Here is a 26,450-nt window from a genome sequence, read left to right as displayed (position 1 = left end):
GATCAGGGTTTGTGTAAGCCCCCTGATCGTGGACACCCTCGCCACTCAAACGGTGGATGATCGCGCGCACCGCGCGAACCCCTTGTCTCAACTCAGCGCATGCGGCGGTCCATGTAGTCGGACCAGCCGTCGGCCATCTTCTTGAGGTCGGGGTCGGCGTCGAGCATCGGCTGGAACTTCTCGCGGGCCTTGCGGCGCTTCTCCGGCAGGTACTCCGTCGGCCAGTAGCCCTCGTGCGGGGTGTAACCCTTGAGCACGTTGCGGGCGACGGTGGCCTTGTGGACCTCGTCGACGCCGTCGGCGATGCCCATCGTGGGTGCGCCGGCGTACATGTCCTGCAGCGGGGTCAACCCCGTCGTGCCGAGCGAGCCGAGGATGTGCAGGGCGTTGAACGACACCTCGCGCAGCGTCTTCGCCATCGTGAACTTCACCGCCGCGATGTCGGTGCGGGTCTCCTGGGTCGAGGAGTTGTCGATCTTCCAGGCGGTCTCGAGCACGAACAGGCGCAGCATCCGGATCTGGGCGTAGCTCTCGGCGATCTTCTCCTGGACCATCTGGTGCTCGCCGATGATCTTGCCGTGGGACTCACGGCTGAGGGCCCGCTCGCACATCATGTCGAAGGCGAGCTTGCAGTTCGAGATCGTGCGCATGGCGTGGTGGATTCGCCCGCCGCCGAGCCGCCGCTGGGCGAGCACCTTGGCGCCATCCTCCGGGCCGAGCAGGTGATCGGCCGGAACGCGGACCTCGTTGTAGATGATGTGGTTGTGGTTGCGCGGGTAGGGCTGGATCTCCACGCCCGGGGTCTTGCGGGGCACCACGAACATGCCGTTGGTGCACATCACGAACAAGATGTCGGCGACGCGCGCCGCGCTCGTGAACCACTTCTCGCCGTTGATGACCCACTCGTCACCGTCGCGTGTGGCGTGGGTCGTGAAGAGGTTCGGATCGGAGCCGCCGGCGGGTTCGGTCATCGAGTACGCCGACCACATCTCCTGGTTGAGCATCGGCGTGAGCCAGCGCTCCTTCTGCTCTTCCGTGCCGTAGGCCGCGAGCATCTCCATGTTGCCGGTGTCGGGGGCGGCGCAGCCGAAGAACTGGGGCGCGCTGCCATAGCGACCGAGGATCTCGTTGAGCAGGCCCAGCTTGAGCTGACCGAAGCCGGGACCGCCCAGTTCCTCATCGAGGAACAGCGCCCACAGACCCTGCGCCTTGATCTGGTCCTGGAGATCCTTGACCAGTGCCTTGATCTTCGGGTCCGGGTTGCGCACGGCGTAGGGGAACACCATGTCGAGCGGCTCGATTTCCGTCTTGCAGAAGTCCTCGACCCAGTCGAGCTTCTCCTGGAATTCCGGTTCGGTGGAGAAGTCCCACGCCATGCCAGCCCCCTCGGGTTCGATGCAGCACCCAGGTTCTAGTGCCCGTCACCGGATCGGGCGAGTTGCGCCGGGCCGCTCGTCGGGATCAGGCGGCCCACGCGTCACTGCGCAGGAGGCGGGCCCAGCGGTTCGACGGCAACTCGGGGCGCAGCGATGCCAGGCCGGTGCCGTACTTGCTCACCTTGGTGGGGCGCACGCCGAGCCGCCACAGGGCCCGGTCGGCCCGGCACGGCCGGCCGAGGGTCTTCGTCTCGACGATCGCGTGGCGCAGCCGGCGTTGGTCGCCCGCCCCGGGCGTGGCGAAGGCCACGTCGAGGTCCACGGTCATGCGGGCGTCGTCGCCGACCAGCAGGGTCGTGCGTTCGAAGCGGGTCGCGAGCGTCGGATCCAAGCGGCGAGCGGCGACGTCCGGCCCGAGGGTCTCGGCGACGATGTCGAGCTCGCGGGCGCCGAAGCGGTGCGGCCCGTCGTCGACGGACCATCGATGTTTGACGGTGATGCCGCGACGGCCCCGCTGCTTCACCTCGAACCAGCTGAGGTCGTCGTCGACATAGTGGCGGGTGCGGATCTTGTAGCGGAACGGGCGGCGGCGGGCCGTGTCCAGATAGCTGGTCAGCTCCGGTGAGTCGAAGTAGTGGGTGTCGTATGCGAACGCGCGGCGCCCGTCGATGTCGAGCACGCGGAGGTGATCGGCCACCGCCTCGAGGAGCGCGGGGAGGCGGTCGGTCGGGACCAGATACTTGCGGTCGCGACGCGTGGTGAGCGCGGCGCGGTCGTTCAGCTCGTCGAGCGACACCGGCTCGAGCTCGCCGATGACCGCCGGCACCGTCATGTCAACGGGACGTGGTAGCGGACCTCGGCGACGGTCGTGTCGTTGACGAGATCCGTGCGTCGGATCTTCACGGAGTGGATCGTCGCGCCGAGGATCTCCTCGGCCCGCTTGATCACCGCCTCTTCGTTCGGGATCGCCTGGTCGAAGGTGAGCACCTGGCGTCGGTAGTCCGCGAAGATCCGCGGGTGATCGGCGATGTACATGATGAGCACCAGGGTGGCCATGAGGGCCGGCGCGAGCCAGTCGTCGGCGATCTCGAGGCCGCCGAGCAGACCGAGTGAGAGCGCCGTGAAGTAGTAGGCGACCTCGGACTGGTCCAGCTCGGCCGAACGGAGCCTGATGATCGACAGAACGCCGAAGAGTCCGAGGCCGAGTCCGAAGTTCACCTGCACGCTCGACAGTGCCTGCGCGACGGAGAGCACACCGGCATTGAGCGCGAGATAGGCCAGGGAGAGATCGCGCCGCCGGTGCCGGGGGAAGTAGATCGCGAACACCAGAACGGCGATCGCGATGCCATCGGCAACGAACGGAACGTAGGTGGGCACAGAACTCCTCGGGCCGTCGCCGCAACGTCGGGTGCGGCGTTTGCGAGGTTGAACGGTAGCGGACCGCGCTCGCGGGAACCGAACGCGACCCCGCCGAGCGACTCCCCGGGAGCGTACGCTCGGCGGATGGCAACGCTCAGCGGACGTATCGTCAACATCATGAGCAAGCGGCTCCCTGGCCTGGGCCGCTGGGCGACGCGGCGTCAGGTCGAGCAGTTCCGGAGCAGCAAGGGCGAGAAGGGAAACGAGCTGCGGGGCATGCCGTGTTTCCTGCTCGACGTCGCCGGCCGGACGAGCGGGGAGCCTCGCCCGGTCATGCTCATGCTCGCTCGGCGCGACGACGATCTGATCGTCATCGGGAGCAACGGCGGCAACCCTGCCACCCCGAACTGGTACCGCAATCTGCAGGCGGCGGGGGAAGCGCACGTCGAGGTCGGGGCGGACCGGTGGGCCGTCGATTTCCGCGAGGTCGACGGCGAGGACCGCGACGAATGCTGGGCGATCGCCGTGGACGTCTACCCGGACTTCGACTCCTACCAGGAACTCACGGAGCGCCGGATCCCGGTCGGCGTGCTCACCCCGAAGGCCTGATCGCGCCGCCGTTTGGTGCCCGCGGCCTCGGCTTGCGACGATGGCGCCATGACGACTCCCTCGATCTCCATCGGCGTCCCCCCGAGCCCGGGCGCCCCTGATCTCGCCGTGCTCGCCGAGGACCTCGGCTACGAGCGCGTGTGGCTCTACGACTCCGCCGCGATCTACGAGGACATCTGGATCCATCTCGGCCTGATCGCCGAGCGCACCTCCACCATCGGGCTCGGGACCGCGGTCCTCGTCCCGAACCTGCGTCATGTGATGGCCACGGCGTCCGCGATCGCGACCGTCGCCCGGCTCGCGCCCGGGCGGCTCCAGGTCGCGATCGGCACCGGTTTCACGGCCCGGCTCGTGTTGAACAAGAAGGCGCTCTCGTGGGCGACGACCGAGACCTACACCCGTCAGCTCCGGGGCCTGCTCGCCGGGGAGGTCGTGGACATCGCGGGCGAGCGCTGCCAGATGAACCACCATCCGGCGATGACCGTCGCCCGGCCCATCGACGTGCCGATCATCCTCTCGGCGCTCGGCCCGAAAGGTCAGGCGATCGCGGCCGAGATCGCGGACGGCGTGATGCACGTCGCTCCGCCGGACGCGCCCGGCGCCGGTCGCCACATCCAGATGATCAACGGCACGGTGCTCGATGAGGGCGAGGCGCCGACGTCGGACCGCGTGGTCGACGCCGCCGGGCCGTGGGAGGTGCTCGGCTGGCACGGTGCGTGGCACATGGCCGGTGAGGAGGTCGCGGCGATGCTGCCGGGCGGCGCCGAGTGGGTCGAACGGGTCAATGCCGACCGCCCGGAGGGCGAGCGGCACCTCGCCGTGCACGAGGGGCACTGCTCCCATGTGACCGATCGGGATCGACCGCTGCTCGCCACGAAGGGAACGGCCGATGACCCCTGGAGCGGCTGGGTCGGCGACGCGGCGGACATCCGCGACCGGGTCGAGGCCGCCGCCGCGGCGGGGTCGACCGAGATCCTCTACACGCCGGCCGGCCCGGACCTCGAACGGGAGATGCGGGCCTTCGCCGCCGCCGTGCTCGGCTGACGTCGCCGCTCAGGTGAGACAGCCGTAGACGACGTTGCGGAGCTGGCGCCGGATCGGGTAGGTGCTGCTCGGCAGCTGCTGGGTCATGATCACGCAGATCAGGTCCTCGACGGGATCGACCCAGAAACCGGTGCTCGCCGCGCCGCCCCAGGCGAACTCGCCCTCGCTCGCGATGATGCGGTTGGTGGGGACGTCCTGGATGACGGAGAAGCCGAGTCCGAATCCCATGCCGGACATCTGCGCCTCGGCGAAGGTCTGCGCGAGCCACATGTCGGCCACCGTGCGGCCGCCGGGGAGGTGGTTGCGCGTCGCCACCTGGAGGGTCTTGCGGCCGATGACCCGCTCGCCGTCGAGTTCGCCGCCGTCGAGCAGCGCCTGGCAGAACCGCAGGTAGTCGTCGAGCGTGCCGACCATCCCGCCGCCGCCACCTTCGAACGCCGGCGCCTCCCGCGCCGGCGATGTCGCCGGGTCATCGATGAGCATCAGCTTCTGGTCCGGCGTGGCCGCGTAGTTCGCCGCGAGCCGGTCGTGCTGGTGGGGTCGGGCCCAGAACGCGGTCTCGGACATGGCGAGCGGACCCGTGACGTGCTCGGCGATGTACGTGCTCAGTTGCGTGCCGGACGCGACCTCGATCACCCGTCCGCAGACGTCGGTCGCCATCGAGTACTCCCAGTGATCGCCCGGCGAATAGACGAGCGGCAGCCTCGCGAGCTCGTCGCACACGTCCGTGAGGGGGCGGGTCTCGCGAGCGAACGTTCCCAACCCGTTCGCCCGGTAGATGGCATCGACGGGCCCCGCTTCGAGGAAGCCGTACGTGAGGCCGGCGGTGTGCCGCAGGATGTCGACGACCTCCATCGGGCGATCGGGCGGCCGGGTTTCGTAGCCGTCGGCGTCGCCGGAGACGTAGACCTCCGTGTCCGCGAACCCGGGGATGTAGTCACTGACGGGATCCTCGAGGCGCACGATGCCCCGCTCGACGAGCTGGAGCAGCGCGATCGACGTGATCGGCTTCGTCATCGAGTAGAGCCGGTAGACGGTGTCGTCCGCGACCGGGGTGCTCCGCTCCATGTCGGCCATGCCGTAGGCGTCGCGGTACACCTCTTCGCCGTGGCGCCACACCGCTACGAGGGCGCCCGGCCACTTCCCCTCGTCGACATAGCGGTGGGTGAGATCGGCGATCCTCGGCAGCCGGCGGGAGTCGAACCCGAGTTCCTCTGGCGTCATGGCGCGCACCCTACTCGCGCGTCCTAGCCTGCCCGGAATGACCCAGATCCTCGGACAGTTCTGCATCAATGTCGCGGACATGGACCGGGCGATCGCGTTCTGGGAAGGCGTCTGCGAGCTCGAGGTGCAGCACCGCACCGAGATCCCGACGGCGTACGAGGCGGTGCTGCAGAGTCCGCACGGCGGATCACGGCTCCAGCTCGCCCAGCAGAAGGATCAGGACGGGCCGATCGACATGGGCACGGCGATGTGGAAGATCTACGTCAACACGTCGGACTGCCGGGCCGTCTACGACCGGGCGATCGCAGCCGGGTGCGAGTCCGTCACCGCACCCCAGGAACTGGACCGCTGGCCGGTCACCGTCGCGTTCGTCAAGGACTTCGACGGCTACCTCGTCGAGTTCGTGGAGCACGCCGAGGGCACCCGGCCCGGGGTCCCCGACCCGAAGCAGGTCGGCTGACCATGCCGGCACCGGGGGCCGATCGGCCGTGGATCATGCGGACCTACTCGGGCCATTCCTCCGCGGCGGCGAGCAACGAGCTGTACCGAACGAACCTGGCGAAGGGCCAGACGGGGCTGTCGATCGCCTTCGACCTGCCCACCCAGACCGGCTACGACCCGGACCACGTGCTGGCCCGCGGCGAGGTCGGCAAGGTCGGCGTGCCGGTCACCCACCTCGGTGACATGGCGACGTTGCTCGAAGACATCCCGGTCGACTCGATGAACACGTCGATGACGATCAACGCGCCCGCCGCATGGTTGCTGGCGCTCTACGTCGCCCACGCCGAGACCCAGGGCGTCGCTCGCGCGGCCCTTCGGGGGACGACACAGAACGACATCGTCAAGGAGTATCTCAGCCGCGGGACCTACATCTTCCCGCCGGAGCCGTCGAAGCGGCTGATCGTCGACACGATGGCGTTCTGCGCGGCCGAGGTGCCGAAGTGGAACCCGATCAACATCTGCTCGTATCACCTCCAGGAAGCCGGCGCGACGCCGGTGCAGGAGATCGCCATGGCGCTGGCCACGGCGGTCGACGTGCTCGATGCCGTCCGCGCGTCCGGCCAGGTCGACGAGGATCGGTTCGTCGACGTCGTCGCGGCCGTGTCGTTCTTCGCGAACGCGGGCATCCGCTTCGTCGAGGAGACCTGCAAGATGCGGGCGTTCACGCAGATGTGGGATCGGATCACGGCCGAGCGCTACGGCGTCACCGATCCGAAGGCCCGCCGCTTCCGCTACGGCGTACAGGTGAATTCGCTCGGCCTCACCGCGGAGCAGCCGGAGAACAATGTGCACCGCATCGGCCTCGAGATCCTCGGCGTCACGCTCTCGAAGGACGCCCGGGCCCGGTCGATCCAGCTTCCGGCCTGGAACGAGGCGCTCGGCCTGCCCCGCCCGTGGGACCAGCAGTGGTCCCTGCGGATGCAGCAGATCCTCGCCCACGAGTCCGACCTGCTCGAGTACGACGACATCTTCGCCGGGTCGCATGTGATCGAGGGGAAGACGGCCGGGCTCGTCGAGGCGTCGACCGTGGCGCTCGACGAGATCATCGACCAGGGCGGCGCGTTCGCGAACGTCGAGTCGCTCAAGGCGCAGCTCGTCCGGTCCCATGCCGAACGCCGCGCCCGGATCGAGCAGGGCGATCTCACCGTGGTCGGCGTCAACGAGTTCACCGAGGCCGAGCCGTCGCCGCTGGGTGGCGCGGCGAGCATCCTCCAGGCCGACCCCCAGGTCGAGAGTCGGCTCGTCGCGGCACTCGACGAGTGGCGCTCGTCGCGCGATCAGTCCGCCGTCGACGAGGCGCTGGCCCGACTGTCCGCGGCCGCGGCCGACGGCACCAACATCATGGAGCCGTCGATCGCCCTCGCCCACGTCGGAGGGACGACGGGGGAGTGGGCCGACACCCTGCGCCAGGAGTTCGGCGAGTACCGCGGTCCCACCGGGGTCGCCGCGGCCGGGCCGCGTCCCCCGTCCTCCTCGCTCGCCGCAACGCGTCGCCGCCTCGACGGGGCCGTGCCGCCCCGGGTGCTCATCGCGAAGCCCGGGCTCGACGGGCACTCCAACGGCGCGGAGCAGCTCGCGCTCGCGGGCCGCGACGCCGGCATGGAAGTGATCTATGTCGGCATCCGGTCGACGCCGGAGCAGATCGCCCAGGCCGCCCAGGAGGAGGACGTCGACCTGATCGGTCTGTCGATCCTCTCCGGCAGCCATCTGTCACTCGTGCGAGACACGATTGCCGCGTTGGCCGCCCACGCCGTCGATGCGCCGGTCGTGGTCGGCGGGATCATCCCGGACGCCGACCACGCCGATCTGCACGGGCTCGGGGTCGCGCGGATATACACCCCAGCGGACTACGACCTCGGCGTCATCGTCGGGGAGATGGCCGAGCTGGCACTCGCCCATCGGAGCTGACCGTGCGCGTGGCCACGTACAACATCCGCAACGTCCGGGCGATGGACCGCGCGTCGTGGTGGTGGCGTCGGCGAGGCGCGGTCCGCGCCGTCGTCGCCGGTCTCGACGCCGACGTCGTGGCGCTGCAGGAGGCCTACCCGTCGCAGATCCGCTGGCTTCGAGACGATCCGTTGACGGCGTCGGAGTGGCAGGTCGCCGGACGCGGCCGCAACGCCGGCGGCGGGGGCGAGGCGGCGCCGATCTTCACCCGCTCGTCCGCACTCGCGAACCGCACCGAGGTCACCCGCTGGTTCGGCCCCGATCCGGATCGCGCCGGTTCACGCCCGCCCGGCGCCGCCCATCCGCGGATCGCGACGATCGCCGACTACGACCTCGTGGGAGACGACGCCGAGCTCACGATCGCCAACGTGCACCTCGACCCGGTGTCGGGCGAGCGCCGGGCTGCGAGCGTGGATCAGCTCCTCGGCTGGCTGGAGCCGCGACTCGGCGGGCCGATGATCGTGCTCGGTGACTTCAACGGGCCGCTCACCGAGTCGTGGCACTCGGCGTTGCGTGCGGCGGGCCTGCGATCGGCGCTGGAGGATGGCGTCGGTCCGACGGCGAACGGTTTCGGCGCGGCGTCCGGTCAGCAACAGATCGATCATGTCTTCGTCAGCGCGAACTTCGAGGTCGTCGCGGCGACGATCCACACCGAGGCCGGCCACGCGTCCGACCACTATCCCGTGACGGTCGAACTGCGGTAGGCGATTCAGTCGAGGATCTCGCGCAGCGCCTCGCCGAGCGCGCGATAGTGCGGGGCGGACGGTGATCGGCTCCGCCACGCGAGGACGAGCCGGCGTGTCGGTGGGTCGCCCCGGAACGGCTTGACGACGATGCCCGTGCCGTCTCGGGCTTCGACCGAGCGTGCACTCCGGGGAAGCAGGGTGACGCCCATGCCCGCCGCCACCATCTGGCAGAGGGTGGACAGGCTGGTTGCCTGGATCTCGCCGGCCTCCTCCGCTCCGACCCGGCCGCAGATCTCCAACGCCTGATCTCGCAGACAGTGCCCGTCCTCGAGCAGGAGCACCGCCTCGCCGGCCAGCTGGTCGACGGGAACGTCGTCGATACCGGCCAGCTGGTGCTGAGGATCGAGCGCCAACTCGAACGGGTCGTCGAGGATGGTGATGTGCTCCAGGGTCGGGTCCTCGATCGGCAACGCCAGCAGGCCGAGGTCGACCTCGCCGCGGGCCAGCGCGGGGACGAGCAGCGGCGTCTGCATCTCGCGTAGGTGCGTCTCCACGTCGGGATGCCGGTCGCGCAGAAGGGGCACGAACCGGGGGAGCAGGTACGGCGCCACGGTGGGGATCGCGGCGACGCGCAGTCGACCCCGCAGCGTTGTTGCCGCCCACCCGGCGGCCGCGACGAGGTCGTCCGTGTCCTGGAGGATCTGCCGGGCCCGCGCCGCGAGTTCCGCGCCGGCCGTGGTCAGGCGGACGCCTCGGCCGATCCGCTCGGTCACCGATGTGGCGAGTGCCCGCTCGAGTTCCTTGAGCTGGGCGCTGAGCGATGGCTGGGCGACATGGCACGCCTCCGCGGCGCGTCCGATGTGGCCGTGGTCGGCGACGGCCACGAGATACTCGAGCTGCCGAATGGTCGGTCGGCGGTGGGGAGGATTCATAGTTACACCCTAATGAAACCACAGGATATATGTCCTGGAACTTCTCGATCGGGTCGGGGAGGATGCAGTCCAGGCCAACGCCATGCCGGAAGCGACCAGGAGCATCACCATGTCCGACGAGAAGTGCCCCGTACTGCATCACGACCACTCGGCTCGTGGTAGCCAAGCGAACCAACACTGGTGGCCGGACCAACTCAACCTGAACATCCTCCACCAGGGCTCGCCCGCAGCCGACCCGACGGACGACGACTTCGACTACGCCGCGGCGTTCGCCACGCTCGACTACGACGCGCTGAAGGCCGACCTCCACGCCCTCATGACGGACTCGAAGGACTGGTGGCCGGCGGACTACGGCCACTACGGCCCGCTCTTCATCCGCATGGCGTGGCATTCCGCCGGTACCTACCGCACCCACGACGGACGCGGCGGTGGCGCGTCCGGCACCCAGCGGTTCGCCCCTCTCAACAGCTGGCCCGACAACGTCAACCTCGACAAGGCCCGCCTGCTGCTCGAACCGATCAAGCGCAAGTACGGCCGCAAGATCTCCTGGGCGGATTTGCTCATCCTCGCCGGCAACGTCGCGCTCGAGTCGATGGGGTTCGAAACCGCCGGGTTCGCCGGTGGCCGCGAGGACGTCTGGGCGCCCGAGGAGGACATCTACTGGGGTCCCGAGAACGTGTGGCTCGACGACGAGCGTTACAGCGGCGACCGCCAGCTCCAGGAGCCGCTCGGTGCGGTGCAGATGGGTCTCATCTACGTCAACCCCGAGGGCCCCAACGCGAACCCCGACCCGGTGGCGTCCGGTCGTGACGTGCGCGAGACCTTCCGCCGTATGGCGATGAACGACGAGGAGACCGTCGCCCTCGTGGTCGGTGGGCATGCGTTCGGCAAGATGCACGGCGCCGGCCCCGAGGAACTCGTCGAGTCCGAACCCGAAGGGGCGCCGATGGAGCAACAGCTCATCGGCTGGAAGAATGGCTTCGAGTCGGGCCTCGGCGTGCACACGACCTCGTCGGGCTTCGAGGGGGCGTGGAACTCCACGCCGACGACGTGGGACAACAACTACCTCGAGACCCTCATGGACAACGAGTGGGAGCTCACCGAGAGCCCCTCCGGTCACAAGCAGTGGGTGGCCCCGGCTCTGGCCGGCACCGTGCCCGACGCCCACGATCCGGCGCTCACCCACGCGCCGGTCATGAGCACGGCCGACATGTCGATGAAGATGGACCCGATCTACAACGAGATCAGCACCCGCTTCCGCAACGACCGGTCGCTGCTCGACAAGGCGTTCGCCGACGCCTGGTTCAAGCTCACCCACCGCGACATGGGTCCGAAGGTCCGCTACATCGGACCGGAGGCCCCGAGCGAGGACTACATCTGGCAGGATCCGATCCCCGCCGGCACCGAACTCAGCGATGATCAGGTCGCCGCCGTGAAGGCCGCGATCCTGGACACCGGCCTGAGCGTGTCCGACCTCGTGAGCGTCGCCTGGGCATCCGCTTCGACGTATCGCGATTCCGACAAGCGCGGGGGTGCCAACGGTGGCCACATCCGTCTGTCACCGATGATCGACTGGGAGGCCAACAACCCCGCCGAGCTGCGCCGGGTCCTGTCCGCGCTCGAAGGCGTGCAGGGCACGGTCGGGTTCGACGTGTCGATGGCCGACCTCATCGTGCTCGGCGGTGCCGCGGCGATCGAGACCGCGGCTGCCGCCGGTGGTGTCGATGTCGGCGTCGGCGTGAGCACCGGTCGTGGTGACGCCACGCAGGAGCAGACGGACGAGGAGAACTTCTCCTGGCTCGAGCCCCGTTGGGACGGCTTCCGCAACCATGTCGGCAAGGGCAACGAGGCGGTCGCAGAGCACCTCCTCGTCGACAAGGCCCAGCTGCTCGGGCTCGCCGCTCCGGAGATGGCGGTTCTCGTCGCCGGCCTGCGAGTCCTCGGCGTCACCACCGATGGCCATGGCGTGCTCACCGACCGGGTGGGAACCCTCAGCAACGACTTCTTCGTCAACCTGCTGGACTACGACACCGAGTGGACCGCGTCGGCTTCCGCCGAGGGCGTCTTCGAGGGCAAGGACCGTTCGACCGGTGAGGCGAAGTGGACCGGCACCCGCAACGACCTCGTCTTCGGCTCGAACTCGATCCTGCGAGCCATCGCGGACGTCTACGCCGCCGATGACGCGGGCGAGAAGTTCGTGCGTGACTTCGTGCGGGCGTGGGTCAAGGTCATGGACGCCGATCGGTTCGATCTCGCCTGATCGCCGGGCGGCGGCTCAGTCCTGGTCGAGGGCACCGCTCAGCGAAGCGATCATGTCGCTCAGCCCGGACCCGTCGTACACGTCCTCGGGATGGGCTCGCACCATCTGATCGAGGGCGTGGGCGTCCTCGCCGACGAGGATCCGCCAGCGGTTCTCACGAACGCCGTCGAGGATGACCGTCGCCGCTTCGGCGGCGGTCATCGGCGCGTTCGCCTCGAACTGATCGGCGGCCTCGTCCATCATCCACTTGATGTCGTCGGTCACCTCCGGGTTGTCGCCGTGACGGATCGAGCTGCGCACGATGCCGGTGCCGATGTGGCCGGGCATCACCAGCGACACGCCGACGTGGGGCGCGTTGAGCCGGAGGTCCGTGATGAGTGCCTCGGTGAATCCCTTCACGGCGAACTTCGCGGCGGAGTAGGCGGTGTGGGGACGGTCGGGGCCGAGGCTCGCCCAGAAGCCGTTGACGCTCGACGTGTTGATCAGGTGGCTTTCCTGCGCCGCCGTCAGGAGGGGCAGGAACGCCCGGGTGCCCCAGTAGACGCCGCCCCAGCAGACGTTGAAGCAGCGATCCCAGCTCTCTCGGCTTCCGTCGAAGAGTGATCCGCCGCCGCTGATGCCCGCGTTGTTGAACACGAGGTGGACGTGGTCGGTGTTGTGCTGTTCGACCACCTCGTCCCGGAAGCGCAGGATCGCCTCCTCGTCGCCGACGTCACAGTGGTGGCTGGTGATGCGCACGCCCGTCGTCTCCTCGCGGATCTCGGCGAGCGTGTCGGCCATGTCGTCGTCGGAGAGATCACAGATCGCCACGTCGCAACCCTCGGCTGCGAGTTGGCGGGCGATCTGGCGCCCCATACCGGACGCTCCACCGGTGATGACGGCCAACTTGTCGGAGAAATCGCGCATCGGCCGAGCATACGATCACCGCCCGGGGAGGACCTAAGCTCCCACGATGTCCGAACCCGCCACCCTCGCCGAGCTGCCGACGCCGAGCCTCCTGGTCGAGCGCTCGATCTTCGACACCAACGTCGCCGCGATGTCGGCCGCCCGGCCGGGCCTCGAGCTCCGTCCCCACGTGAAGGCGTTCAAGTCGACGGCGCTCGCGAAGGAGCTGGCCGCGGCCGGCCACAGCGGCTTCTGCGCGGCGACCGTGCGCGAGATGGAGGGGATGGCGGGGGCCGGGCTCGGCACCGACCTCCTGCTCGCCAATCAGACGCTCGACGCCCGCCGCCTCGGCGCCCTGGTCGACGACGGTCATCGCGTCACCGTCGCGATCGACTCGGCGGAGACGATCGCCGCCGCGGTCGCCGGCGGTGTCCGAGAGGCGCTCGTCGACGTGAACGTCGGGATGCCCCGTTGCGGCTGTTCGCCGGACGACGCGGGCCGGATCGCCGATGACGCTCGCGCCGCGGGGCTCGAGGTCCGCGGGGTGATGGGCTACGAGGGGCATCTGATGATGGCCGCGGCCGAGGACAAGCCCGCAGCCGTCGAGGAGTCGATGGCGCATCTGCTCCGTGCCGCCGAGGCGGTGGGCGGCGACGTCGTGTCCGCCGGTGGCACCGGGACGTACGCGGTGAACACCTGGGCGACCGAGATCCAGGCGGGCTCGTACTGTCTGCTCGACACCGACTACGCCAAGCTCGACTCGCCGTTCGAGATCGCCATAACGGTGCTTGCCACCGTCATCTCGGTGAACCGTGACGGCTGGGCGGTGGTGGACGCCGGGCTCAAGGCCTTCGGCATGGACCACGGCAATCCGGTGTGGCCGGACGGCGACCTCCTGTTCTGCTCCGACGAACACGCGACGCTGCTGAATCCCGACGGCGCGCTCGCCGTCGGTGATCGGGTGCGCCTCCAACCGGCCCATCTCGATCCGACCGTCGCCCGGCACGAGGCGATGTGGGTGGTCGACGGCGACGCGGTCGTGGATCGTTGGGCCGTGGATCTGAGGCACTGGTGAGCGCGTCGTACCGAAACTGGGCCGGGAACCAGGTCTGCCTGCCGACGGAGATGCTCACGCCGGGCTCGGCCGACGAACTCGCGGCGATCGTGGCCCGTGCCGCCGAGAACGGGCAGCGGGTCAAGGCGGTCGGGGCCGGCCACTCGTTCACCGCTGCCGCGATGACCGACGGCGTGCTGCTCTCGCTCGACAAGCTCAACGAGGTCGAGTCGATCGACACGGAGACCGGGCGGGTCACCGTCGGCGCGGGCATGCGTCTCCACGAGCTGAACGAAGTGCTCGACGGCGCCGGTCTCGCGATGCCGAACCTGGGCGACATCGCCTACCAGTCCATCGCCGGTGCGACCGCGACGGCCACTCACGGCACCGGCGCGGAGCTCGGCAACCTCGCGACGACGATCGTGGGCATGGAGATCGTCGACGGACAGGGCCAGCGCATCTGGTGCGACGAGAACGAACGACCCGATCTGCTCCGGGTCGCCCGCGTCGGTGTGGGGGCGCTGGGGATCGTCACCCGGGTCACGCTCCAGTGCGTGCCGGCGTTCGACCTGCGGGCCGAGGAGACGATCGAGTCGCTGGACGACCTGCTCGGCACATTCGCCGACGATGCGACGGCCAACGACCACTTCGAGTTCTTCTGGATGCCGGGGGCGCGGCGCTGCCAGGTCAAGCGAAACAACCGCACCGAGGAGCCGCGGCAACCCGAGTCGCGGTCGACCTACTTCCGCAACAAGATCCTCGCGGAGAACATCGCATTCGGGCTCGTGTGCAAGGTCGGCGCTCGCTTCCCGTCGGCCGCACCGAGAATCGGGAAGCTCGTCGGTGGTGGGGTGCAGGCCAGAGATCTTGTCGACAAGAGCTACAAGATCTTCGCGAGCCCGCGCTGGGTGCGGTTCTACGAAATGGAGTACGGCATTCCCCGCGAGGCATTGCCGGAGGCGCTCGGCCGACTACGCGAGTTCGTGCTCGGGCTCGCCGAGCCGATCTTCTTCCCGGTCGAGGTGCGGGTGTCCGCCGGGGACGACATCCCGCTCTCGACCGCCAGCGGTCGCGACAGCGCGTGGATCGCCGTCCACGTCCACAAGGGTGGCTCCTACGAGACCTATTTCCAGGGCGTCGAACAGATCATGAACGACTACGACGGTCGTCCCCACTGGGGCAAGCTCCACTTCCAGGACCACACGACGCTGGCGCCGCGCTATCCGGAGTGGGATCTGTTCCAGGCGGTGCGCGCCGAGCTCGACCCGGAAGGCCGGTTCGCCAACGCCTACACCGATCGGGTGCTCGGCCCGATCGGCGGCTGACCGTGAGCGAGGCGCTCGCCGACTTCTTCCGGGCCTTCGCGGACATCTCGTTGGCCCCGTACGCGCCGCGCTACGACGCAATGACGCGAGCGGCGGCGGACGACGCGGAGGTGATGGCGCTGCTGGCCGCCGCGCCGCCGGAGACGCACTCGCCCAACAACCTGCAGGCTGCAGCGCACTACCTCCTGCTGTCCGGTGTCGACCATCCGCTGGCCGCTGCGTACGAGCCGGACTTCGACGGTGACCCGGGCCCGGCGTTCTGTGACCTGCTGCTCGGCCACGCCGAGGCCGTGGCCGAACTGCTCGCGACGCGTGTCGTGCAGACCAACGAGGTCAACCGCACGGCCGCGATCGCGCCGCTGGTGAACCGGATCGGCGCCGCGACCGGATCGCCGCTGGCGCTGATCGACCTGGGATGCAGCGCCGGGCTCAACCTCCTCCTCGACCGCTACCGGATCACCATCGGGGACGCCGTCCTCGGACCGGCTGACGCAGGCCTCCACCTCCACGCCGAGAACCGCGGCGGACCTGTGGAGACCACCGCGGCGGACATCGGGTGGCGGCGCGGCGTCGACCGCAACCCCATCGACGCGACCGATCCCGATCAGGCCCGCTGGTTGGAGGCGCTCGTGTGGCCGGATCATCCGGATCGACTCGCCCGCCTGCGCGCCGCGATCGACGAGCTGCGAAAGGACCCGCCGCCGTTGGTGCAGGCGGATGCCCTCGCCGGGCTCGAGTCCGCGCTGGCGGACGCGCCGGACGACCTGCTCGCCGTCGTCCTCACGACGTGGGTCGTCTACTACTTCGATGCCGACCTCCGGCGCGACTTCGAGGCGGCAATCGTCGGCGCCGACCGGCCGACCGCGTGGCTGGCGATGGAGATGGCGGGCGTCGTGCCGGACGTCGACACACCGGCGCCACCGGATGGTGCAGGCGAGACGAGCGCGATGACGCTCGTGACCGGTGGCGCGGCTCGGCCCGTGGAGCGACGGTTCCTCGGCTGGACCCATCCCCACGGGACCTGGGTCGACCTCGCCGTCTAGGCGACGAGGGTGGTGCCGCCGTCGATCGGGATGATCTGTCCGGTGATGAACGCGCCGGCCCGGCTGGCGAGCATGAGGGCGACGCCCTTGATGTCGTCGGCGTCTCCCCATCGGTGCATCGGGATCATCTGCAGCTCCGCCTCGTAGGACGCCGGGTCGGCCTTGGCGAACTCGGTCATGTCCGAGTGGAAGCGGCCGGGTGCGATCGCGTTCACCCGCACGTTCTGCTGGGACAGGGTGAACGCGAGGTTGCGCGTCATCTGGTGGATGCCCGCCTTCGACACGTCGTAGCTGTAGGTGTCGACGGGGTTGGCGGTGAGGCCCGCGATCGAGCCGATGTTGATGATGCTGCTCGTCTGCTCGGGGGTGGCCCGCTGGGTGAGCAGCGGAAGCAGCGCCTGCGTGAGGAAGAACGGCGACTTGACGTTCAGGTCCATGACCTTGTCCCAGCCCCGCTCGGGGAAGTCGCCGAGCGGCGCCATCCAGCCGCGGCCCGCGTTGTTGACGAGCACGTCGAGGTGACTCTCGCGCTCGACCATCGTGGCGGCGAGCGCCTCGACGTCGGCCATCGTCGACAGGTCGCCGGCGAGTGGGATGCACTCACCGTCGTGGGCGTCGGTCAGCTCCGCTGCGGTCGCGTCCACGACATCGGCGTTGCGGGCCGTGATGTAGACCCGATCGGCGCCGGCCTCGAGGAACGCCTCGGCCATGTGCCGGCCCAGCCCCTTCGACCCGCCCGTGACCAAACACGTCCGCCCACCCATCGAAAACAGTTCAGAGAGCACCATCCGACGAGTCTGGACATGGGGTCAGACACCTGTCCACTCTCAAGTTGAGACGCCGGGGTCAGAGCCCCGTCCCACCTTCACCGGTCTGGCAGGGCTCAGTCGCCGGCGGGCTGCGTCGAGGGTCGTCGCGAACGAGAGGTCCGACTCTGCAAGTGCACGCCCCCGCTGGGCAGCCGTGCGAACACTGCTCGCCGACCCATACCCGTACCGCTCGGCGAGTGCGGCCGTCGTGAGGTCGGTGAACTCCTGGCACAGCAGAACGCACGCCGTCCGTTGCCGATTGCGCAGGCCGCGGCCGCCTTGCTGCAGGAGGCGCCGTTCTGGCTCGGATTCCACGCCCAGGGCTTGCTCGACATCTGCTGCATCGAGGACCCGAGGATCGGAGGCGCCCTCGAGCGCAGTCGCCGACGGGGGATCGTCGGCGATGCTCGGCCCCTCGACGAACCGACGAAGCCGCGTCGTGTCGCCTGCGAAGAGCTGCTCAACGAGGGACTGGGCGAGCCATTGCGGCGCGCGGGCGAGTCGCGAGTGTGCGAGATGGCTGGTCCAACGGAAGTCGGAGAGACGCGGTGGATCGCTTCGTGGCGCGTTGCGATGGATGTATCGCACCGTTGACGCGAGGTGTTGTTCCGATTCCACGGCGACGGAGCGGTAGCGGCCGCGAAAGAGTGCGCCATCGAGTCCGTACTTAACGTTGAACCGACGCGTGTACTCGCCGCCGAGCACTTGCATGGCGACGGCCAGCGTGCCGACCTCGGCCCGGACGAGCAGGTGGTAGTGGTTGGGCATGAGCGCGTAGGCGTGGACCTCGATTCCGGATCGCCGGACTGCTTTCGCCAGCAGGTTCAGGAAGAACTCGTGGTCGTCGTCGTCTCCGAAGATCGGAAGCCGCCGAGCGCCCCGGTTGACGACGTGATGCCACTCGCCGGGCTGACGTGTACGAGATGTTCTGGGCATGACCCGCACGCTACGAACGGCGTGTGACAGCAAAGGTGGGACGGGACTCTGACCCCGGCGTCTCAACTTGCGAAATTCCTCGGTGGGACTGTGCCAACCGTTCGATCGTTCGTCTATGGTCCGGGCTGAACCGCGAACACCGACAGAGGAAACACTTTCAATGGCAACGTCGCAGCCCGCGATCCTCGGGGATCTCCAGAAGTACCAGTGGTACGTCCACATGAGCCGCACGGAGGGCGCTGATCTCGGCGTCATCAAGGAAGCGCTCAAGGCCGGCCAGGCGGACGCCGCGGCGCAGGGCGTCAACCTGTGCCTGCTCTTCGGGCCGACCCTCGCCGCCGATCTCGGCATCGAGACCGACGGCGACTTCGAGGCCTACCCGGGCTACGAGTCCCCCGACGGCGCCAAGGTCGCCAAGGGCACCCAGGAGGAGCTGCTTCTCTGGCTGCACCACGCGGACAAGGACCTCATCTGGGAGGTCCAGCACACGATGCGCCGTGCCCTCGCCGGCCACATGTCCGTCGCCCGTGAGACCCCCTGCTTCATCTACAAGAACAGCCTCGATCTCACCGGCCACATCGACGGCACCGGCAACCCGGAGCCCGAGGACCAGAAGGACCGCGGCATCATCGACGACGGCCAGCCCGGCGAAGGTGGCTCCTACTGCATCGCCCAGCGCTGGGTCCACGACATGGACTACTGGGCCACGCTGAGCCTCGAGGAGGAGGAGAACACCTTCGGTCGCACCAAGGCGGACTCCACCAAGCTCGAGACGCAGGTTCCCCGTTCGCACCTGTCCCACGTGGAGCTCCGCGAAGGTGCCACCGCCGACGAGTCCACGCCGAAGCGGGGCGAGATGGTTCGTCGCTCCACGCCCTACGCGTTCCACGACGGCACCGTCGGCCTGTACTTCATGGGCTTCTGCAAGACGCAGGCTCCCATGCGTGAGCGCATGGAGGCGATGTACGGCCACAACGGCCACGAGACCGACTTCATCACCGACTATTCGACCCCGGCGTCGGGTTCGTACTACTTCGCCCCGTCGGTCGAAGCGCTCTCCGCCGCCCTCGGCTGAACCGAGCTGAATCCGTGAGACGGCGGCCCTTCGGGGCCGCCGTTTCGCGTTTTCGGTGGGATCGCGTCTCGGTCCCCACCGGGCGGTACCGTCGCGGCCATGGCGACCAAGGACGTGACCGCAGCCCTCGACATCGACGGCTCGGGCCTGCAGGTCGTGCTCGTGCGGACGCGCTGGAATCCCGAGATCATCGATCGCCTCGCCGACGGCGTGTCCCGCACGCTCGCGGCCCTCGGCGTGGACGACGTGACCACCGTGGAGGTGCCGGGGGCGTTCGAGCTCCCGTTCGCGTGCCGGACGATCGCCGCCTCCGGTCGGGTCGATGCGATCGTCGCGATCGGTGCCGTCATCCGGGGTGAGACCACCCATTACGAGATCGTGTCCGAGGAGTGTGCCCGGGGCCTCCAGGACGTGCAGATCCAGACCGGCGTGCCCATCGGCTTCGGGGTCCTCGCCACCGAGAACGTCGCCCAGGCCGAGGCTCGAAGCGAAGCCGGCGACGGCCACAATGTCGGCGCGGAGGCCGCCCAGGTCGCCGTCGAGATGGCGTTGCTCGCTCGCGACTGGAGCTGACGTGGCCGATGGGCTGCCGTCCGCTGCGGAGGTGATCCACCAGCGCCTCGCGGCCGGCACGAAGCCGGGCGAGCGCGACGACCCGTATCGGCTCGCCCTCGCCATCGAGGGGGGCGGGATGCGCGGCGTGGTCAGCGCCGGGATGCTCGTCGCGCTCGAGCAACTCGGCATGACCGGCACGATCGACCTCGTGGTCGGCACGTCCGCCGGCGCGCTCGCCGGTGCCTTCTTCGTCGACGGCCGCGCCGTGGAAGGCAGCGTGTTGTTCTACACCGATCTCCACGAGGAGCCCTTCCTCGATCGGTCCCGGCTCCTCAAGCGGGCGGCCGCGCTCGACCTCGACTATCTCGTCGAGCAGGCGGCGGTCGACCGGGGGCTCGACGTCACCATGCTCGTGACGAACCCGATCGAGCTCTACGCCACGGTCGCGCCGGTCGACCCCGGCAATTCCCGTCGCTACTTCCCCGTCACCGGCAGCGCCGACCACGTGAACGCCATCCTCAAGGCGTCCGCCTCGCTGCCGGTGCTCGCGGGCCCGGCCAAGCAGGTCGACGGGGAGTACTACGTCGACGGCGGTCTCCACGAGCAGATCCCGTGGCGCACGGCCGCGATGCTGGGCGCGACCCACGTGCTCGCGCTCCCGTCGAAGCCCGTGACCCCGGACCACGAGCTCGACTCGCTGAGCTTCATCGAACGGGTGTCGGTCGTTCCCGTGGTCCGGCGCGTCCACAACGACCATGTCGGCGATCTCGTCGCCACCCTGCCGGTGCGGTCGTCGCGCGAAGCGTGGAACCTGCGGGCCGTGAGCGAGGGACGGTCCACGCCCGTCGATTGGAAGTCCGGTCGCGGTCAGCCCCGCTTCGACATCGTCCACGTGCCGGAGTCCGTCCGGTTGCCCACCCGCCTCGAGCGCGAACGGCCGGTGCTGGTCGACGCGCTGATCGCCGGTGCGAACGCCGTCGTCGATCACTTCGGACTCGGGGGCGAACACGGTGTGGTCGTCGAGCAGCGGGTGGTCCTGACGCATGCGGACGCGCCGGTGAAGCATTTCCGGGCGTCGCAGTTGACCGAGCTCGTCATCGAGCGGGGGAGCAGTGTCGATCCTGCGGATCGGTTGGGCGGTCGGCGTGATCGCCGTCGCACGCCGGGCCGTCGAGCCGGCGACGGAGACTCGTGACAGGTCGAGCTCGGCCAGCCGGGCCGAGTATGGCCGAGCCTGGTGCCGCACGCTAGAAACTCGCCCATGTCCACCCCACGCATCGAAGGCCTCGAGCCGAAGTTCACCGACGTCAACGCCGAGGATGACGGGATCCCGTTCATCCCCGTTCGCAGCCAACGCAACGCCGACGGCAGCGAGTCACACGTGTGGGAGAAGTGGGTGGGATTCTCCGTCGAGCCGCTCTACCTCGCGCTCTTCGCCCGCTGGGATCCGGGAATGATCGTCCGCCACCACGGGCACTACTCGCCCCACACGCTCACGGTGCTGAAGGGCGAGCTGACCTGTCAGGACATCACCCTCGGCGTGGGCGGCCACATCGAGCTGCCGCTCGGTGCGTCGTTCGGACCGTTCGTCGCGGGCCCCGAGGGATGCGAGCTCTACGAGGTGATGATGGGCGACCCGCGGTCGTGGTCGGACGACGACAAGTCGATCCACGAGTGGCTCGCCGAGCGGGGCGCGGTGCAGTTGCCCGACCCGCCGATCGAGCTGCCGGGTGGCCTCGAGGACCTGCGGGCCGTGTTGGCCAAGGGAGCGGAACAGGACTGAGCCCCCGCCCGCCCCGCCAGTCAGACGACGACGATCTCGAACGTCGCGGCGAGATCGAACGGCGTGTCGCGGGCCGCGGCCTCGGCGTTGCCGCGCAGGAATGCCTCCGGGTCGGTCGGATCGGCGAGGGCGTCGAGATAGGTGCGATGACACTCGAGCGACGCGATCCCGCGGTCGATCGTGTTCGTGACGTCGACCGTGTGGCTCGCCTGGGGCGAGGCGTTGAAGGCGACGAAGCGCACCCCGTCCCAGGCCTGACCGGCATCGGGGAAGATCCACTCGTTCCCGGCGTCGCGGGCCGCGTCGAGCAGGGCGCGGCCCACGGCGCGATGGTCGACATGGTTCCATGACGGCCCGCCCCACGAGTCGCGATGGTTGATCGACACGATGACGTCGGGGCGCACGTCGCGGATCACCGCGGTGAGGTCGCGGCGTAGGGCCGTCGATTCCTCCACGAGACCGTCGGGATGGTCGAGGAAGCGGACGTCCGTGACGCCGACGACGTCACACGAGGCGTGCTGTTCGGCCATGCGCAGCGGACCGACCACCTCGGGCGCCATCCCGGCGATGCCGGCTTCGCCCTTGGTGACGAGGCAGTAGACGACGGACTTGCCCTGATCGGTCCACCGGGCCACGGCGGCAGCGGCGCCGTACTCCATGTCGTCGGGGTGGGCGACGACCGCCAGCGCCACGGACCAGTCCTCGTCGAGCGGGTCGAGCATGGCGCCAGTGTACGAACCGGGAAATGGGGAGGCCGGGGCAGCCGAGAAGTAGGGTCCGCTCATGGCCGACCGCAAGATCATCACCGTCCTCGAGCCCGAGGACGAATACACCCACGAACCGGATCCGGTACCCAACTACAACGAGTCGATGTACCTCAACGGCTTCGACCTGGAGCGTGAGGTCGGGGCCTGGTTCCGCATCGGCAACCGGGTCAACGAGGGTTACGCGGAGATGACCGTGTGCATCTATCTGCCCGGCGGGCGGGTGGCGTTCCTCTACGGCCGGCCGGAGATCACGAGCAACGACGAGATGAAGGCCGGCGGGCTCGAGATCGCCGTCGTCACCCCGTTCGAGCACCTGAAGATCAACTATGACGGCAAAGTCTGTCTGCTCGACGAGCCCGAGCAGATGGCGAACCCCCGCGAGGCGTTCAAGACCAACCCGTTCGTGGAGTGCGAGGTGCGTCTCGACGTGCGCGGCGTCTCCCCGATGTACGGCGGGCTCCCGCAGTACGAGGACGGATCGCCGATCGAGACTGACTCGGAGAAGAGCTTCGCCAAGGCGCACTACGAGCAGCACACCGCGGTCACGGGCACGATCCAGGTCGGTGACGAGATCATCGAGATGGACGGTCTCGGCCTTCGCGACAAGTCCTGGGGCCCCCGCTACTGGCAGGCCGTGAGCTGGTACCGCTGGCTGCCGATGATCTTCGGGCCCGACTTCGCGATGATGCTGTCGATCACGGACAACGACGGGAAGACCCGCCGCTCGGGCATGGTCCTGGAGGACGGCGAGTATCACCACATCCGTGACTGCACGATCGAGTCAGAGTGGGACGAGAACCACTATCAGACGTCGATGCGGTGCTGGGCGAAGACCGACCACAAGGAGTACGAGGTGACGGGCGACGTCATCTCGATGATCCCGCTGCGCAACCGGCGCACGACTCCCGACGGCGAGCAGCTCCACACCCGCATCACCGAGGCGATGACCCGCTACGAGTGCAACGGCCGCAAGGGCATGGGGATGAGCGAGTACCTCGATCAGGTCGTCGACGGTCGGCCGATCGGGGCCGACGTCCCGTCGTGAACCTCGAGGAGCAGCTCGCCGAGGAGTTGGGCGGCGACATCACCGACCTCCGACGCCTGTCAGCCGGCGCCAGCCGCGAGACGTGGTCGTTCTCGGTCGACGGTCGTCCCCTGATCCTCCAGCGCAATCGCACCGGCGGTCTCACCGACCCGATCGACGAACCGGCGCTGTTGCGCCACGCGCACGCCGGGGGAGTGACGGTGCCCGAGATCGTGCGGTCGTCGGCGAGCGGCGACCATCCGATCGGACCGAGCTTCACGATCTCCGAGCGGGTGGAGGGTGAGTCGATCGCCCGCAAGATCCTGCGCGACGACGAGTTCGCCGCGGCCCGGTCGTGCTTCGTCGCGGACTGCGGTCGGGAGTTGGCGGCGATCCATGCCCTCGACCCGGCACCCGTCGAGGGCTTCCTGGCGCTGCTGGAGGATCCGGTGGCGGCGCAGCGGTCCACCTTCGACCTGATCGGCGATCCGCACCCGGTGTTCGAGCTGGCGTTCCGCTGGCTCGACGACAATCGGCCGGCGATGGGCACGCCCACGGTCGTCCACGGCGACTTCCGGATGGGCAACCTGCTGGTCGGCGCGTCGGGGCTGACCGCCGTGCTCGACTGGGAGCTCGCCCATCGCGGCGACCCGGCCGAGGATCTCGGCTGGCTCTGCGCCCGGGCGTGGCGCTTCGGCGGCGACGGCGCCGTCGGCGGCATCGGGACGCGGGAAGACCTGGTGGCGGCCTACGTGGCCGCGGGCGGGCGGGAGATCCCGCTGGAGACGCTGCGCTGGTGGGAGGTGCTCGCCACGCTGCGGTGGGGTGTCATCACGATGTTCATGGGGGCCGAGTACCGGTCGGGCGCGTCGCCGTCCATGGAACAGGCGGCCATCGGTCGCCGCGTCGTCGAGAACGAGTACGACATCCTGCTCCTGCTCCGACCGGAGCTGGCGGCATGACCGATCGTCCGCCGCCTCGCGACAACTGGCCGCACGACGTGCCGTCGGCCGCCGAACTGGTCGCCGCGGTACGGACCTACCTCGCCGATGACCTCGGCCCCCGCAGCGAGGGGCGGGACCGCTTCCTGCTGCGGGTGGCGGCGAATGCCCTCGCCATCGCCGAGCGGGAGATCAGCGCATTGCCCGAGGACGCGGCCGCCCACGCCGAGATGCTCGCGGCCTTCGGCGTGGCATCGGAGGCCGACCTGAGCGCGGCCATCCGGGCGGGCTCGCTCGACGCCCGCCACGCCGAACTCGCCGCCGCCCTGTGGACGACGACCCTCGCCAAACTCGCCGTCGCCAACCCCCGCTACCGCGACCCCTCCCTCGAGAGTTGAGACGCCGGGGTCAGAGTCCCGTCCCATCTCAGCGGGCGAGGTGAAGCGGGGGTCAGACCCCAGGTGAAGCGCGGGTAACGGGCGCTTTCGTGGCCGAGAAGGTACGGGGGTCTGACACCAGAAGGTATGGGGGGTTGGTACCGTGGGGGTCGTGAGGGAGCACCGCCACGCTGACGCCGCTCGGGCTGTATGGATGATCCTCGGGCTGCTCGCGATTCCGGTGCTGTCGGTCACGTCGACGGCGCTCGTCGCCGACATCGCGTCCACGACGGACCCGGCTGCGGCGCTCGTCGGCATTCCCGCCGTGCTCGGCGGTGTCATCACGGGCGCGCTCGTCTTCCGCCTCGCTCGCACGTTGCGCTCCGGCGTCATCGACGCGTGGTCGACCCTGCTGGCCTCGCTCGCCCCCTCGATTTCGCTCGTCGCGCCGGCACCCGGTTGGGCCCCGGCCGCAGTGGCGCAACGTCCCCGTGTCGCCTTCGTTCCCGCCGGCGTCGGTCGCCGCGGTCCACCCGTCGTCTCGCGCTGAGGCCTGCACCCCGGCACGGCCGGGGACCGCACACGACGAGTACGAACGAACGACTGGAGATCCACTCATGCGCTCACGCGCGTTCTGGCGGCTGCTCGCTGCCTTCCTGACCCTCACCCTGATCGCCGCGGCCTGCGGCGACGACGATGCCGACACCGATGTCGCTCCCGGTGATGTCACCGACGACGTCGGCGGCGACGACACCGCCGACGACATGGCTGATGGCATGGCGGACGACGACATGGCCGACGACGGCGAACACAGCCACGACGACGACGGCACCCACACCGATGACGACGGCATGGCCGACGGCGACATGGGCGACGACGGTGGCCACGACCACGGCGAAGCCGTCGAGTTCACCGGCGACGTCGTGCCCACCATCGCGATCGACGTCGAGGCCGATCCGGCCGGCGGCATCAACGTCCATGTGACCAGCACCGACTACACGGTGAACCCCGAGGCCGCGTCCACCGACCATGTGGAGGGCGAGGGCCACTATCACCTCTACCTCGACGGGGAGAAGGCCCTGCGCTTCTACAACGACTCGATCTACTACGCCGGCGTGCCGGAGGGTGATGTCGAGGTCGCGGTCGAGCTCTCCGCCAACGACCACCGCGCCTATGCCGTCGACGGAGAGCTGCTACGGGCGACGACGACGTTCACGGTGCCCGAGCACGCCCACGACGAGCATTCACACGACGATCCGGCGGCGGTCGAGTGGACCGGCGATCCGGTTTCGCTGGCGCTCGCCGTCGAGGTCGACCCGAAGTCGGGCTGGAACGCGTTCATCGCGGTCGACGGCATGACCTTGTCGCCCGAGCACGTGAACGGCGACCATGTCGCCGGTGAAGGTCATCTGCACATCTACGCCAACGGGCAGAAGCTCGGCCGTCTCTACGGTCCGGCGACGCACATCGCCGCCCTGCCGGCGGGAGACGTCGAGATCACCGTCGTGGCGTACACCAACGATCACATGCCCTACGAGATCGACGGTGAGCCGGTGGCCGCCTCCGCCACCGTGACGGTCGCGTCGTGAGTCGCCCGGCCCGGATCGTGGGTCTGGTCGCCATCGTCATCGCCCTGCTCGCGAGCGGGTGCGGTGACGACGGCGGCGGGGGCGGTGACGACGGCGCGATCATGCTCGACTTCGAGGACGGCGAGCTGGTCGGCGGGTCCCGCCAGGAGTCGGTGGGCCTCGGCGACCGTATCCAGATCACGATTGCCGGTGACGCCGGCGACGACGTCCACGTGCACGGCTACGACCTCTACATCCTCGAGGGCGAGGAAGACCTCACCTTCGACGCGTTGATACCCGGCACCTTCGAGGTCGAACTCGAGGGCTCCGGGCGCCTGCTCCTGCGGATGACCGTCTCGTGACCGGAGAA

At 69.2% G+C, this 26,450-nt stretch carries 28 protein-coding genes; 19 read left to right on the top strand and 9 right to left on the bottom strand.

The genetic code is table 11. The annotated features are described in order from the left end of the window. Positions 1-92: 92 nt before the first annotated feature. The 3 genes from R8F63_10060 to R8F63_10050 all read right to left on the bottom strand — a co-directional run bounded on the left by R8F63_10060 (position 93) and on the right by R8F63_10050 (position 2,753). Positions 93-1,376: an acyl-CoA dehydrogenase family protein gene (locus tag R8F63_10060; GenBank protein MDW3218944.1), complete on the bottom strand. Its 1,284-nt coding sequence runs from the start codon at positions 1,374-1,376 to the stop codon at positions 93-95. A gap of 85 nt (positions 1,377-1,461) precedes the next feature. Next, positions 1,462-2,208 (bottom strand): polyphosphate polymerase domain-containing protein, encoded by a 747-nt coding sequence (locus R8F63_10055; protein ID MDW3218943.1) that lies wholly within the window; start codon positions 2,206-2,208, stop codon positions 1,462-1,464. Beyond that, positions 2,205-2,753, bottom strand: a complete 549-nt coding sequence (locus tag R8F63_10050; protein ID MDW3218942.1) for a DUF4956 domain-containing protein — start codon at positions 2,751-2,753, stop codon at positions 2,205-2,207. The genes R8F63_10055 and R8F63_10050 overlap by 4 nt, the downstream gene beginning before the upstream one ends. 126 nt (positions 2,754-2,879) lie before the next feature. On the opposite strand from R8F63_10050, the gene R8F63_10045 reads away from it, so the two are divergent. Together R8F63_10045 and R8F63_10040 are read left to right on the top strand one after the other, a co-directional pair. Next, positions 2,880-3,344 carry a nitroreductase/quinone reductase family protein gene (locus R8F63_10045; GenBank protein ID MDW3218941.1) on the top strand — a complete coding sequence of 155 codons (465 nt, stop codon included), beginning with the start codon at positions 2,880-2,882 and terminating at the stop codon, positions 3,342-3,344. 48 nt (positions 3,345-3,392) lie between these two features. Then, positions 3,393-4,388 (top strand): LLM class flavin-dependent oxidoreductase, encoded by a 996-nt coding sequence (locus R8F63_10040; protein ID MDW3218940.1) that lies wholly within the window; start codon positions 3,393-3,395, stop codon positions 4,386-4,388. A gap of 9 nt (positions 4,389-4,397) precedes the next feature. Here the strand turns inward: R8F63_10040 and R8F63_10035 are convergent, their stop codons facing one another. Beyond that, positions 4,398-5,612, bottom strand: coding sequence for a serine hydrolase domain-containing protein (locus tag R8F63_10035; GenBank protein ID MDW3218939.1), 1,215 nt, complete (start codon positions 5,610-5,612; stop codon positions 4,398-4,400). Between the two features lie 37 nt (positions 5,613-5,649). On the opposite strand from R8F63_10035, the gene R8F63_10030 reads away from it, so the two are divergent. From R8F63_10030 to R8F63_10020, 3 genes are read left to right on the top strand one after another with little or no spacing between them, the layout of a single operon-like run. Beyond that, positions 5,650-6,072, top strand: a complete 423-nt coding sequence (locus R8F63_10030; protein MDW3218938.1) for a VOC family protein — start codon at positions 5,650-5,652, stop codon at positions 6,070-6,072. A 2-nt stretch (positions 6,073-6,074) separates the two neighbouring features. Beyond that, positions 6,075-8,021, top strand: a complete 1,947-nt coding sequence (locus tag R8F63_10025; protein MDW3218937.1) for a methylmalonyl-CoA mutase family protein — start codon at positions 6,075-6,077, stop codon at positions 8,019-8,021. Positions 8,022-8,023: 2 nt separating this feature from the next. Then, positions 8,024-8,764, top strand: a complete 741-nt coding sequence (locus R8F63_10020) for an endonuclease/exonuclease/phosphatase family protein (protein ID MDW3218936.1) — start codon at positions 8,024-8,026, stop codon at positions 8,762-8,764. A gap of 5 nt (positions 8,765-8,769) precedes the next feature. Here R8F63_10020 and R8F63_10015 read toward each other — a convergent pair whose 3' ends face one another. Further along, positions 8,770-9,678, bottom strand: a complete 909-nt coding sequence (locus tag R8F63_10015) for a LysR substrate-binding domain-containing protein (protein MDW3218935.1) — start codon at positions 9,676-9,678, stop codon at positions 8,770-8,772. A 109-nt stretch (positions 9,679-9,787) separates the two neighbouring features. On the opposite strand from R8F63_10015, the gene katG reads away from it, so the two are divergent. Then, entirely contained in the window at positions 9,788-11,938 is a 2,151-nt protein-coding gene (gene katG / locus R8F63_10010; protein ID MDW3218934.1) for a catalase/peroxidase HPI, read from the top strand. Between the two features lie 15 nt (positions 11,939-11,953). Here the strand turns inward: katG and R8F63_10005 are convergent, their stop codons facing one another. Continuing rightward, positions 11,954-12,844 carry an SDR family oxidoreductase gene (locus tag R8F63_10005; protein ID MDW3218933.1) on the bottom strand — a complete coding sequence of 297 codons (891 nt, stop codon included), beginning with the start codon at positions 12,842-12,844 and terminating at the stop codon, positions 11,954-11,956. Between the two features lie 46 nt (positions 12,845-12,890). On the opposite strand from R8F63_10005, the gene R8F63_10000 reads away from it, so the two are divergent. Genes R8F63_10000 through R8F63_09990 form a run of 3 tightly spaced genes read left to right on the top strand, consistent with a single transcriptional unit; the run spans position 12,891 to position 16,245 of the window. Then, entirely contained in the window at positions 12,891-13,898 is a 1,008-nt protein-coding gene (locus R8F63_10000) for an alanine racemase (protein MDW3218932.1), read from the top strand. After that, positions 13,895-15,202, top strand: a complete 1,308-nt coding sequence (locus R8F63_09995) for a D-arabinono-1,4-lactone oxidase (GenBank protein ID MDW3218931.1) — start codon at positions 13,895-13,897, stop codon at positions 15,200-15,202. The genes R8F63_10000 and R8F63_09995 overlap by 4 nt, the downstream gene beginning before the upstream one ends. Positions 15,203-15,204: 2 nt before the next feature. Continuing rightward, positions 15,205-16,245, top strand: a complete 1,041-nt coding sequence (locus R8F63_09990; protein MDW3218930.1) for a DUF2332 domain-containing protein — start codon at positions 15,205-15,207, stop codon at positions 16,243-16,245. On the opposite strand, the gene R8F63_09985 is transcribed toward R8F63_09990, so the two are convergent. Both R8F63_09985 and R8F63_09980 read right to left on the bottom strand, forming a co-directional pair. Further along, positions 16,242-17,009, bottom strand: coding sequence for an SDR family oxidoreductase (locus R8F63_09985; GenBank protein MDW3218929.1), 768 nt, complete (start codon positions 17,007-17,009; stop codon positions 16,242-16,244). The genes R8F63_09990 and R8F63_09985 overlap by 4 nt on opposite strands. A gap of 63 nt (positions 17,010-17,072) precedes the next feature. Next, a complete protein-coding gene (locus R8F63_09980; GenBank protein ID MDW3218928.1) occupies positions 17,073-17,990 on the bottom strand; it encodes a transposase in 918 nt (305 codons plus the stop codon). Between the two features lie 160 nt (positions 17,991-18,150). Here R8F63_09980 and R8F63_09975 point away from each other — a divergent pair, with 160 nt between their 5' ends. The 4 genes from R8F63_09975 (at position 18,151) to R8F63_09960 (ending at position 21,403) form a co-directional block, all read left to right on the top strand. Then, positions 18,151-19,065, top strand: a complete 915-nt coding sequence (locus R8F63_09975; protein ID MDW3218927.1) for a Dyp-type peroxidase — start codon at positions 18,151-18,153, stop codon at positions 19,063-19,065. A 99-nt stretch (positions 19,066-19,164) separates the two neighbouring features. After that, positions 19,165-19,638 (top strand): 6,7-dimethyl-8-ribityllumazine synthase, encoded by a 474-nt coding sequence (ribH, locus tag R8F63_09970; protein ID MDW3218926.1) that lies wholly within the window; start codon positions 19,165-19,167, stop codon positions 19,636-19,638. A gap of 1 nt (position 19,639) precedes the next feature. Next, the gene (locus R8F63_09965; protein MDW3218925.1) at positions 19,640-20,815 is read left to right on the top strand and encodes a patatin-like phospholipase family protein; all 1,176 of its coding nucleotides are present in this window, start codon (positions 19,640-19,642) and stop codon (positions 20,813-20,815) included. A 66-nt stretch (positions 20,816-20,881) separates the two neighbouring features. Next, entirely contained in the window at positions 20,882-21,403 is a 522-nt protein-coding gene (locus R8F63_09960) for a hypothetical protein (protein ID MDW3218924.1), read from the top strand. 20 nt (positions 21,404-21,423) lie between these two features. Here the strand turns inward: R8F63_09960 and R8F63_09955 are convergent, their stop codons facing one another. After that, a complete protein-coding gene (locus R8F63_09955) occupies positions 21,424-22,125 on the bottom strand; it encodes a PIG-L deacetylase family protein (protein MDW3218923.1) in 702 nt (233 codons plus the stop codon). Between the two features lie 61 nt (positions 22,126-22,186). Here R8F63_09955 and R8F63_09950 point away from each other — a divergent pair, with 61 nt between their 5' ends. From R8F63_09950 to R8F63_09925, 6 genes are all read left to right on the top strand, one after another. Next, positions 22,187-23,215: a hypothetical protein gene (locus tag R8F63_09950; protein MDW3218922.1), complete on the top strand. Its 1,029-nt coding sequence runs from the start codon at positions 22,187-22,189 to the stop codon at positions 23,213-23,215. Next, positions 23,212-24,156, top strand: coding sequence for a phosphotransferase family protein (locus R8F63_09945; protein MDW3218921.1), 945 nt, complete (start codon positions 23,212-23,214; stop codon positions 24,154-24,156). The genes R8F63_09950 and R8F63_09945 overlap by 4 nt, the downstream gene beginning before the upstream one ends. Next, on the top strand, positions 24,153-24,533 hold the full coding sequence (locus R8F63_09940) for a DUF6285 domain-containing protein (protein ID MDW3218920.1): 381 nt from the start codon (positions 24,153-24,155) through the stop codon (positions 24,531-24,533). Before R8F63_09945 ends, R8F63_09940 begins: the two co-directional genes overlap by 4 nt. 151 nt (positions 24,534-24,684) lie before the next feature. After that, the gene (locus R8F63_09935) at positions 24,685-25,062 is read left to right on the top strand and encodes a hypothetical protein (GenBank protein MDW3218919.1); all 378 of its coding nucleotides are present in this window, start codon (positions 24,685-24,687) and stop codon (positions 25,060-25,062) included. 67 nt (positions 25,063-25,129) lie between these two features. Further along, entirely contained in the window at positions 25,130-26,101 is a 972-nt protein-coding gene (locus R8F63_09930) for a hypothetical protein (protein ID MDW3218918.1), read from the top strand. After that, positions 26,098-26,442, top strand: coding sequence for a hypothetical protein (locus R8F63_09925; GenBank protein MDW3218917.1), 345 nt, complete (start codon positions 26,098-26,100; stop codon positions 26,440-26,442). Before R8F63_09930 ends, R8F63_09925 begins: the two co-directional genes overlap by 4 nt. Positions 26,443-26,450 lie beyond the last annotated feature (8 nt).

The sequence above is a fragment of the Acidimicrobiales bacterium genome (assembly GCA_033344915.1).
Classification (GTDB): Bacteria; Actinomycetota; Acidimicrobiia; order Acidimicrobiales; family Aldehydirespiratoraceae; genus JAJRXC01.
This window is presented reverse-complemented; position numbering and strand designations above follow the sequence as displayed.

Excerpts from the sequence above, each read along its gene's own strand:
- R8F63_10045 (MDW3218941.1), top strand. The coding sequence starts at position 2,880 with ATGGCAACGCTCAGCGGACGTATCGTCAACATCATGAGCAAGCGGCTC.
- katG (MDW3218934.1), top strand. The coding sequence starts at position 9,788 with ATGTCCGACGAGAAGTGCCCCGTACTGCATCACGACCACTCGGCTCGT.
- R8F63_10040 (MDW3218940.1), top strand. The coding sequence starts at position 3,393 with ATGACGACTCCCTCGATCTCCATCGGCGTCCCCCCGAGCCCGGGCGCC.
- R8F63_09950 (MDW3218922.1), top strand. The coding sequence starts at position 22,187 with ATGGCCGACCGCAAGATCATCACCGTCCTCGAGCCCGAGGACGAATAC.
- R8F63_09960 (MDW3218924.1), top strand. The coding sequence starts at position 20,882 with ATGTCCACCCCACGCATCGAAGGCCTCGAGCCGAAGTTCACCGACGTC.
- R8F63_10025 (MDW3218937.1), top strand. The coding sequence starts at position 6,075 with ATGCCGGCACCGGGGGCCGATCGGCCGTGGATCATGCGGACCTACTCG.
- ribH (MDW3218926.1), top strand. The coding sequence starts at position 19,165 with ATGGCGACCAAGGACGTGACCGCAGCCCTCGACATCGACGGCTCGGGC.
- R8F63_09980 (MDW3218928.1), bottom strand. The coding sequence starts at position 17,990 with ATGCCCAGAACATCTCGTACACGTCAGCCCGGCGAGTGGCATCACGTC.
- R8F63_09985 (MDW3218929.1), bottom strand. The coding sequence starts at position 17,009 with ATGGGTGGGCGGACGTGTTTGGTCACGGGCGGGTCGAAGGGGCTGGGC.
- R8F63_09955 (MDW3218923.1), bottom strand. The coding sequence starts at position 22,125 with ATGCTCGACCCGCTCGACGAGGACTGGTCCGTGGCGCTGGCGGTCGTC.
- R8F63_10005 (MDW3218933.1), bottom strand. The coding sequence starts at position 12,844 with ATGCGCGATTTCTCCGACAAGTTGGCCGTCATCACCGGTGGAGCGTCC.
- R8F63_10060 (MDW3218944.1), bottom strand. The coding sequence starts at position 1,376 with ATGGCGTGGGACTTCTCCACCGAACCGGAATTCCAGGAGAAGCTCGAC.
- R8F63_10035 (MDW3218939.1), bottom strand. The coding sequence starts at position 5,612 with ATGACGCCAGAGGAACTCGGGTTCGACTCCCGCCGGCTGCCGAGGATC.
- R8F63_09975 (MDW3218927.1), top strand. The coding sequence starts at position 18,151 with ATGGCAACGTCGCAGCCCGCGATCCTCGGGGATCTCCAGAAGTACCAG.
- R8F63_09940 (MDW3218920.1), top strand. The coding sequence starts at position 24,153 with ATGACCGATCGTCCGCCGCCTCGCGACAACTGGCCGCACGACGTGCCG.
- R8F63_10015 (MDW3218935.1), bottom strand. The coding sequence starts at position 9,678 with ATGAATCCTCCCCACCGCCGACCGACCATTCGGCAGCTCGAGTATCTC.
- R8F63_10000 (MDW3218932.1), top strand. The coding sequence starts at position 12,891 with ATGTCCGAACCCGCCACCCTCGCCGAGCTGCCGACGCCGAGCCTCCTG.
- R8F63_10030 (MDW3218938.1), top strand. The coding sequence starts at position 5,650 with ATGACCCAGATCCTCGGACAGTTCTGCATCAATGTCGCGGACATGGAC.
- R8F63_09930 (MDW3218918.1), top strand. The coding sequence starts at position 25,130 with ATGCGCTCACGCGCGTTCTGGCGGCTGCTCGCTGCCTTCCTGACCCTC.
- R8F63_10055 (MDW3218943.1), bottom strand. The coding sequence starts at position 2,208 with ATGACGGTGCCGGCGGTCATCGGCGAGCTCGAGCCGGTGTCGCTCGAC.